Below are 6,341 nucleotides of genomic sequence, written 5' to 3'. Positions count from 1 at the left end.
CGTGGCGCCGTTCATCGGGATCAAGTTCATCGACCTGTTCATCCAGTTCCTTCCGGGGATGTCATGAAAGAGCATGTGCCGGGCTGGCTCCGGGTCCATCTCGCCGCGCTGCGGGCACTGCTCGTTCTCACGGCGGTGACCGGAGTGATCTATCCGCTCGTCACCACGGGCGTGGTCCAGGCCCTCTTCCCGGGAAAGGCCGGCGGATCGCTCATCGAACGGGACGGCAGGAGCGTCGGAAGCGCCCTCATCGGGCAGTCGTTCACCGACGCCCACGGCGCCCCGATCAGGACGTACTTCCAGAGCCGCCCGAGCGCGGCCGGCGCCGGGTACGACCCGATGTCGAGCGGGGCGAGCAACCTGGGGCCCGAGGACGTCCTGGACGTGCTCGCCGTACCCGGGGCGAAGAACGCCGCGGGCGAGCCGGACACCGGCAGGCAGAGCCTCCTCACCAAGGTCTGCGCACGCAGCGCGGCCGTCGGCGCGCTCGAAGGCGTCAGCGGCGCCCGGCCGTACTGCACGGGCGACGGGGTCGGGGCGGTCCTCAAGGTCTTCCCGGCCGTCGGCACGCCGACCCGGGTGGTCAGCGCCAACCAGGCATGTCCGGCGAAGCCGTTCATCGCCGGTTACCAGGGCGTGCCGGTCGAGTGCGCCAAGCCCGGCGAGGACCTGGCCGCCGGCCGGACCGTCCCGGTGCGAGGCGCGGCGCGGGCCGTCGTCCCGGCGGACGCGGTCACCGCGAGCGGCTCCGGCCTCGACCCGCACATCTCGGTCGCCTACGCCGAGCTCCAGGCGCCCCGAGTCGCCAAGGAGCGGGGCATCCCACTGGAGCGGGTCAGGCGGCTCATCACGGACAACACGACCGGGCGAGCCCTCGGCTTCATGGGGGAACCCGGCGTCAACGTGCTGCAACTTAACCTGGATCTGGACGGTATGGGGAGATGAGAGACATGGCGCGCGGGCGGCTCCGGATCTACCTCGGCGCCGCTCCCGGCGTCGGGAAGACCTTCGCGATGCTGGGCGAAGGCCGGAGGGCGCAGGAGCGGGGGCGTGACGTCGTCGTGGGGCTCGTCGAGACCCACGGCCGCGCCCGTACGGCCGAACTGCTCGAAGGCATGGAGATCGTGCCGAGGAAGGAGCTCGTCTACCGGGGGGTGCACCTCACCGAGCTCGACGTGGACGCTGTCATCGCGCGCGGTCCCAGGGTGGTCCTGATCGACGAGCTGGCGCACACCAACGTGCCCGGATCGCGCCACGCCAAGCGCTGGGAGGACATCGAGCAGATCCTCGACGCCGGGATCGACGTCGTCTCCACGGTCAACATCCAGCACCTGGAGTCGCTCAACGACGTGGTCCAGGAGATCACCGGCGTCCCCCAGCGCGAGACCGTCCCCGACGAGGTCGTACGGCGGGCCGACCAGATCGAGCTGGTCGACATGTCGCCGGAGGCGCTGCGCCGCCGGATGGCGCACGGCAACGTCTACCCGCCGGAGAAGGTCGACGCCGCGCTGTCGAACTACTTCCGAGTCGGCAACCTGACGGCCCTGCGGGAGCTGGCCCTCCTCTGGGTCGCGGGGAAGGTCGACGAGCAGCTCGACCGATACCGGGCCGAGCACGGCATCGCCGGGACCTGGGAGGCGCGCGAGCGGGTCGTGGTCGCGCTGACCGGCGGGCCCGAGGGCGACACCCTGGTACGCCGGGCGACGCGCATCGCGGACCGGAGCAAGGGCGCTGACCTGCTCGCCGTACACGTCACCAGGGCCGACGGGCTGGCCGGACAGGACCCGGCGAGCCTGGCCAGGCAGCGCACGCTGGTCGAGAGCGTCGGCGGCACCTACCACCAGGTGGTCGGCGACGACATCCCGCGCGCCCTGCTCGACTTCGCGCGCGGCGTCAACGCCACCCAGCTCGTGCTGGGCGCCTCCCGGCGCGGCAGGCTCGCGCAGCTGTTCTCGCGCGGCGTCGGCGTCACGACCACGGCACTCTCGGGTTCCATCGACGTCCACATGGTCACCCACGGTGAGATCAGCAGAGGCAGGACCCGCGGCTCCCGGTCGAGGGCCGCGCTCACCCGCAGGCGCCGCCTGGCCGGCTGGGGGCTCGCCGGGCTCGGCATCCCCGCGCTGACCGCCATGCTGGTCACGTTCCGAGAGGAAGCGACCCTGCCGAGCGAGATCCTGCTCTTCCTGCTCATGGTGGTCGTCGTGGCGCTGGTCGGCGGCATGTGGCCGGCCATCACCGCGGCGGTGGTCGGGTTCGCCCTGCTCAACTGGTATTTCACGCCGCCCCTCTACACCTGGACCATCTACAGCCCGGAGAACCTGCTCGCGCTGGCGATCTACGTGCTGGTCGCGGTCATGGTGAGCGCCGTCGTGGACGTCGCGGCCCGCCGTACGAGAGAGGCGGCGAGAGCCAGCGCGGACGCCGAGGTGCTCTCGACGCTCGCGGGCCACGTGCTGCGCGGAGAGGCGGCGTTGCCGTCGCTGCTCGGCCGCCTCAGGGAGACCTTCGGTCTGGTCGCGGTCACGCTCCTGGAACGCCGGGCCGGCTCCCCGCCGAGTCCCGGAGACCACGCGGACCCGGACGCCTGGCGCATCGTCGCGACCACCGGAGGCCCGCCGTGCGCCTGCCCCGGTGCGGCCGACACCGACGTGGTGATCGACGACGATCTGGTGCTCGCCGCGCGCGGCCGGTTGCTGGACGCCTCCGACCGCAGGGTCCTGGAGGCGTTCGCGGCGGAGGCGGCGATCGCGCTGCGCCAGCAGCGGCTGGAGGAGGAGGCCGAGCAGGCCCGGCCGCTCGCCGAGGCAGACAAGATGCGGACCGCCCTGCTCGCCGCGGTCAGCCACGACCTGCGTACCCCGCTCGCCTCGGCCAGGGCCGCGGTCGAGAGCCTGCGAAACACCGAGATCGACTGGACCGACGAGGACCGCGCGGAGCTGCTGGCCACCGCGGACGAGTCGCTGCTCAAGCTGGACCGGCTGGTCGCCAACCTGCTCGACATGAGCCGCCTCCAGGCCGGGGCCCTCGGGCTGGCGTTGGGGCCGACCGCGCTGGAGGACGTCGTCCCTCGGGCGATCGACGACCTCGGGCCGCTCTGGGACCGCGTCGATGGGGACATCTCGGTCGAAATCCCCGAGGTTCTCGCCGATCCGGCCCTGCTGGAACGTGTACTGGCCAACCTGATGGCCAACGCGGTTCGCTACAGCCCCCCGGAGGAGAAGGTGCTGATCACCGCGAGCAGGCACGGTAGCCTCGTGGAGATCAGGGTCGTCGACCGCGGCCCCGGCATCCCGCCGGAGGCGCACGACCGGGTCTTCCTGCCGTTCCAGCGCCTCGGCGACCGTGACAACCACACCGGAGTGGGACTCGGGCTGGCGCTCTCGCGGGGGCTGACCGAGGCCATGGGCGGCACGCTGGTGCCTGAGGAGACCCCAGGAGGAGGGCTCACCATGACCGTCACCCTGCCCATCTCCTGGGATACGGCCGCCGACTACGGTCCGGGGCACGACGGAGAACGAAGGGAGGGCGGTGCCTCCCCCACGCCTGACGGCGGGGTCTCCGCACCGGAACTCCGATGACCAAGATCCTCATCGTCGACGACGAGCCGCAGATCCTGCGGGCGCTGCGCATCAACTTCGCCGCCAGGCACTACGAGGTGGCTGTCGCCGCCGACGGCGGCTCGGCGCTCCGCCAGGCCGCCGACTGGCATCCCGACCTCGTCCTGCTCGACCTCGGCCTGCCCGACATCGAGGGCATCGAGGTGATCCACGGCCTGCGCGGCTGGAGCCAGGTCCCGATCATCGTGCTCACCGGGCGGGTCGGCAGCGCCGACGCGGTCAGCGCCCTGGACGCCGGGGCCGACGACTACGTCACCAAGCCGTTCGGCCTGGACGAGCTGCTCGCCCGGGTCCGCGCCGCCACCCGCCGCGCGGCGGCGCACCAGCCGGAGACCGCGGTCGTACGGATCGGCGACCACACGGTGAACCTGGCCGACAAGACGATCACCGGAGGGGTACGGCTCACGCCGACGGAGTGGCACCTGCTGGAGATGCTGCTGCGCAATCCGGAGAAGCTGGTCAGCCAGCGTCAGATGCTCACCGAAGTGTGGGGCGCCACATATGTGACGGCGACGCACTACCTCCGGCAGTACATGGCCCAGTTGCGTCGCAAGCTGGAGCGGGATCCCGCCCGCCCGGTGCATCTGATCACCGAACCCGGCATGGGATATCGCTTCCGGCCCTGAGCCCTCGCCGACGCCTGGCGGCCGCGCAGGGGGCGGCTTCAGGCGTGGACCTGTGGCGGTGTCGCGGTCACCGATGCGGATCCAGGTGGTTACCGATACGGATCTGGGTAGCGGTGCGGCCCCAGCTACCGCTGCGGACCTGGGTGGATACCGATGGGGCCCACGTGGTTACCGGTGTGGACCCGGGGGCTTTAGGTGGCGATTTCCTGGAAAGGGGAGAGGGGACGGGTCGGGGGCGTCCCGTTCGTGGCGGAATGCCGCCGCACAGACAACACACGGAAGGACCCGTTGTCATGACGGACGGGGCGAACAGGGGACCACGACAGGGTGACGACCAGCCGGTGCTGACCAACAGGCAGGGACACCCCGTCTACGACAACCAGAACCAGCGGACGGTGGGAGCGCGAGGCCCGGCCACCCTGGAGAACTATCAGTTCCTGGAGAAGATCAGCCACTTCGACCGCGAGCGCATCCCCGAAAGGGTCGTGCACGCGCGTGGGACGACGACGTTCGGCTTCTTCGAGGCGTACGGGGCGCTGGGGGACGAGCCGGTCAGCCGTTACACCCGCGCCAAGCTGTTCCAGGACAAGGGCAAGCGGACCGACGTCGCCGTACGGTTCTCCACCGTGATCGGCGGGCGGGATTCGTCCGAGGCCGCTCGGGACCCGCGAGGGTTCGCGGTGAAGTTCTACACCGAGGACGGAAACTGGGACCTCGTCGGAAACAACCTGGCGGTGTTCTTCATCAGGGACGCCATCAAGTTCCCGGATGTGATCCACTCGCTCAAGCCGGACCCGGTGACCTTCCGGCAGGAACCGAACCGGATCTTCGACTTCATGTCGCAGACGCCCGAGTCGATGCACATGCTGGTCAACCTCTTCAGCCCGCGTGGGATCCCCGCTGATTACCGGCATATGCAGGGGTTCGGGGTGAACACCTACAAGTGGGTGAACGAGGCCGGCGAAACCCATCTGGTGAAATATCACTGGATGCCGCGACAGGGAGTGCGCAGCATGACCGCCGCCGACGCGGCGGCCGTACAGGCACACGAGCTTGGGCATGCCACCAAGGACCTGCACGAGGCGATCAACCGGGGCGAGTACCCCGAGTGGGAACTGCTGGTCCAGACGATGACCGACGACGAGCATCCCGAGCTGGACTTCGACCCGCTCGACGACACCAAGACGTGGCCGGAGGATCGTTTCCCGCCCAGGCCGGTCGGCCGGCTCGTGCTCGACGCCACCGTGCGCAACAACTTCGCGGAGAACGAGCAGATCGCCTTCGGCACCGGCGTCCTGGTCGACGGCCTCGACTTCTCCGACGACAAGATGCTGGTCGGCCGGACGTTCTCCTACAGCGACACGCAGCGCTATCGGGTCGGCCCCAACTATCTCCAACTGCCGGTGAACCAGGCCAGGAACGCCGACATCCGCACCAACCAGCGCGACGGGCAGATGACCTTCTACGTCGACGGTGAGGGGGAGAGCCCGCATGTCAACTACGAGCCGTCCATCAGCGGCGGTCTGCGCGAGGCGAGATACCCCACCACCGACGAGCAGGGACCGGTCATCAGCGGACGGCTGACCCGCAAGCGGATCCCGAGGACCAACGACTATCAGCAGGCGGGGGAACGCTACCTGCTGATGGAGCAGTGGGAGCGGGACGACCTCGTGGAGAACTTCGTCACCCTGCTCTCGGAGTGCGACCGGCCGATCCAGGAGCGCATGGTCTGGCATTTCCTCCTCGCTGAGGACGACCTGGGCGTACGCGTTGGGACCGGCCTGGGGATCAACCCCGGAGACGTCGCCCACCTGGAACCGCTGGCCGGGCAGGAACTCACCGAGCAGGACCGCGAGCGGCTGGCCAATCTCGGCAAGAACGGCCCACGTGACGTGACCGGGCTGCGGATGACTCACTGTGTCCCCAACCAGCGCGTACAGAGGGACACAGGGCCGCGCTGAAACCGGACACGGAGCGGCACCGGATCTGGACGTGGAGCGGGATGAAACGGCCTGCCGGGCTTCGGGTGGATCTTGCCTCCTGGGTGAGGCGGGATCCCAGCGCGCGTGAGGCCGGAGGTCACCACGCACCGGCC

The 6,341-nt window shown here is 70.0% G+C and carries 4 protein-coding genes; all 4 read left to right on the top strand.

Features of this window, described 5'->3' with window-relative positions:
* Positions 1-63: 63 nt before the first annotated feature.
* Positions 64-945: a potassium-transporting ATPase subunit C gene (locus IMZ11_RS00955; RefSeq protein ID WP_228636802.1), complete on the top strand. Its 882-nt coding sequence runs from the start codon at positions 64-66 to the stop codon at positions 943-945.
* 5 nt (positions 946-950) lie between these two features.
* The gene (locus IMZ11_RS00950) at positions 951-3,581 is read left to right on the top strand and encodes a sensor histidine kinase KdpD (RefSeq protein WP_228636805.1); all 2,631 of its coding nucleotides are present in this window, start codon (positions 951-953) and stop codon (positions 3,579-3,581) included.
* On the top strand, positions 3,578-4,246 hold the full coding sequence (locus IMZ11_RS00945) for a response regulator (protein ID WP_061254976.1): 669 nt from the start codon (positions 3,578-3,580) through the stop codon (positions 4,244-4,246). The genes IMZ11_RS00950 and IMZ11_RS00945 overlap by 4 nt, the downstream gene beginning before the upstream one ends.
* A 293-nt stretch (positions 4,247-4,539) precedes the next feature.
* Positions 4,540-6,207, top strand: a complete 1,668-nt coding sequence (locus IMZ11_RS00940) for a catalase (RefSeq protein WP_228636801.1) — start codon at positions 4,540-4,542, stop codon at positions 6,205-6,207.
* Positions 6,208-6,341: the final 134 nt, after the last annotated feature.

The organism is Microtetraspora sp. AC03309 (assembly GCF_020826795.1).
In the GTDB taxonomy this organism is placed as follows: domain Bacteria; phylum Actinomycetota; class Actinomycetes; order Streptosporangiales; family Streptosporangiaceae; genus Microtetraspora; species Microtetraspora glauca.
Note: the sequence above shows the minus strand (reverse complement) of the source record. Positions and strands in the feature narration are given on the sequence as shown.

Excerpts from the sequence above, each read along its gene's own strand:
- IMZ11_RS00950 (WP_228636805.1), top strand. The coding sequence starts at position 951 with ATGGCGCGCGGGCGGCTCCGGATCTACCTCGGCGCCGCTCCCGGCGTC.
- IMZ11_RS00940 (WP_228636801.1), top strand. The coding sequence starts at position 4,540 with ATGACGGACGGGGCGAACAGGGGACCACGACAGGGTGACGACCAGCCG.
- IMZ11_RS00945 (WP_061254976.1), top strand. The coding sequence starts at position 3,578 with ATGACCAAGATCCTCATCGTCGACGACGAGCCGCAGATCCTGCGGGCG.
- IMZ11_RS00955 (WP_228636802.1), top strand. The coding sequence starts at position 64 with ATGAAAGAGCATGTGCCGGGCTGGCTCCGGGTCCATCTCGCCGCGCTG.